Annotated in this window: 1 protein-coding gene; it reads left to right on the plus strand. The window is 66.7% G+C overall.

From position 1 onward, the window contains the following. A partial coding sequence (locus tag KY572_RS46715) for a DUF6531 domain-containing protein (RefSeq protein WP_224250299.1) occupies nt 1-2,885 on the plus strand: 2,885 nt, incomplete at both ends.

Consider the following 2,885-nt stretch of genomic DNA (forward strand, 5'->3'; position numbering starts at 1 on the left):
GAGGACCTGGACGGCCCGGCGCCGCGCTTCCTGTACGCGAGAGCGGCGGCCTACGCGAACGCCTGGACTCAGGGAGAGGATGAGCTCGCGAGGCTCCTGCAGGTCATTCCGGTGCGGCCGACGGCCAACATCGTCTTCGTGCAGAACCAGCTCCGAGTGGACGAGGTGTTGGGGGTCCGTCGGCGCCTCGAGTGGAAGGGGCTGGAAGTGGACGCGGACTTCCGCGCCATGACTCCGGTGGAGCTGAAGCCCGGACGAGGCGCGGCGCTGCTGCGCCTGTCCGGCTACGAGGGCTCATTCCAGGAGGCGCGAATCCTCGCCAGCGGCACGGGGGAGGCGGCGGTGTCCACCGTCTCAGTGCTCCAGGAGGCGGCGGCGCGAGGCATTCCTGTCCTCCATCTGCAGCCAGGGGATGTGCTAACGAGCCTGTCCGCGACGCCCGAGGTGCTGCAGTCCGTGGCCGATCAGCTCGCGAAGAGCCGGCACGTCCTCATCCCCGCCACCGCACTCACGCTGGAGAACTGGACGGGGACGGGGTTCATCGCCCGGGATCCTGCCACCGAGGAGGGAGGCTACTTCCTCTCGGGCCTGGTCTCGGGCGGGCAGACCATCGTGTCGCCCGAGTTCTGGACGGACGCCGAGCTCGCCGAGCGCCTGGGCCGCCCGGATGCGCCGCGAGCCACGGATGACCTCTCGAAGGTGGCCCGCATCGTCAAGGTGCAGGCGACGGACTTCCAGACCGGCACCGTGGGTCAGCCGCTTTCCCATCCGCTCGCTGTCTACGTCACCACCGCGGAGGGAGTCCCAGTCAAGGGCGTCCCGGTGACCTTCGAGACGGCGGATGTCTCCAAGCCGCTCTTCCGGAATCTCAAGACTCCAGACTCCTCGCCCACCGAGCAGCTCACCGTCCTCACGGATGAGACGGGACGGGCCTCGGTGACCGCGCTGCCCGACATGCAAATCTCGCGGCTCTCCATCCTGGAGCAGGCACAGCCCTTCCATCAGCTCCTGGGCCTGAACGTGGTGAGAGCGCGCGTCGAGACGAGCACGAACGCAGTGTCGCTCCAGGATCCTTTCCGCTTCGTCGGAAGACCGGATGTGGTGGCGCAGCTCGTGCCTGCCAAGACGTACTTCGCCAGCGACGTGGGCATCGAGCTGGGCGTCTCCCTCTTCATCACCGCGATGGACCAGTACGACAACGTGCTGGCGAACCAGACGGTGCACTGGTCTTCCGCGCCCAATACGGCCCGCTTCTTCGACTCTCGCGAGGAATTGCTGCCGCCGCGCGTGCAGTTCCTGGGCTCCGATCCGGCTCGTCAATTCGTCGTCCTCGACCAGAAGACGACCATGCTGGGTGAGGGCACGGTCGGCTTCATCCCAGGGATGGAGCTAGCGAATTACACCATCACCGCCAGCGCGGGAGCTGTGTCCACGCAGATCCAGGTCCAGACCGCGCTCTTCGGTCGCTATGCCCTTCGCTACACCTACTCGGAGCGAGCAACGCGTGACGGAGTCGTGGGCACGTCCACGCCCGCCCCCTACTTCCTGGAGTTGCTGAGGCGCGAGAACGACGACGGCACCGGGGGCTGGGTCCGGCTGACAGGCAAGGAGCCGGGCCTCAAGTTCGCACGCATCCACATGTCCATCCGGGACAAGGCACGTGGCACGGAGCTGAGCCACGAGACAGCAAGCCCGTACCAGCTGGGCACGGGGCGCATGTCCGAGCTCGACCTGGAGGACAACGTCGTCTTCTGGCCTCGCTACCTCGTCAAGAATGGACAGCAGCTGCTGACATTCACCGCTGAAGTCGAGGAGTCCGATCCCAAGAAGGGCACGGTCTGCTGCGAGCAGAAATTCTTCTCGCAGTTCTACTCACGAGAGCCCGTGCTGGCCGTTCAGCGGCTTCTCGCGAACCAGAGCCAGGCGGAGGTGAATGCCTGTGGTGCGCTCTCCTCGACGGACGGCTGGCTGCAGTTCGTCATCAACAACCCGGCGGGCTATCCCCTCTACGCGCGCATCATCCAGGAGCCAGTCCTCTCGGGAGAGACGTTGGTGGACCTCCCTTCCGGCAACGTGCCGCGCGACCCTGTCGATGGAACCTCGATCCTGATGGTCGAGAAGCACACCTCGCGGCTGCCGCTCAAGCTCCGCAGCGGCACGCATGGAGGGAAGGTACGACTCGAGCTGCTCGCACCGGACTTCCAGGTGTCGGACCAACTCCGGACCAAGGTCGGAGAAGTGACGGCTGCGCTCGATTTCACCACACCGGGCCTCACGGCCCCCAAAGGTCCCCTCGGGGCGAAGCTGATCCTCGCGGTGCGCAACTTCGAGTCCGCCGCCACGCCCAGGAATTCCCAGGACGTGGTGGTGCCGACGGCCACAGTGAAGCCCATTCCCGTTCCCGCTCCGCTGCGGTTCTGTCCGTCGGAGAGCGGGCAGGTGCGGGTGTACTCGGGCCAGGCGCTCCTGGCGGCGGCGGATGTGACGGCCGGTCAGGGACCAATGTTGTTGCTGAACCCGGCGGAGCAAGGAGTGCCCATGCCGGAGCAGCCGGAGCCCGGCATGCTGTTCGTGAGTGTGCCGCCAGGAGATCCGTCGGGGCAGGAGGTGCGCATCGACTTCGCGCCGGCGAGCGCCCCCACGCAGCATCAGGAGCGGAAGCTGGAGCTGCGCACACGCATCAGCGACACGAGCGTGCTGCCGGTGGGCCACACCTTCGTGAAGAACGTGAGCACGGTGGACGGACACCTCGTGCGACAGGTGGTGGATTTGGAGGTGCCTGGCCGTCGTCCCGCGCTCCAGTTCACGCGGAGCTACACGAACCGAGGCAATGAGCCGGGCCCGCTCGGGCGAGGCTGGAGTCACGGCTACAGCGGCCATGTGAT

The sequence above is a fragment of the Hyalangium gracile genome (assembly GCF_020103725.1).
GTDB lineage: Bacteria > Myxococcota > Myxococcia > Myxococcales > Myxococcaceae > Hyalangium > Hyalangium gracile.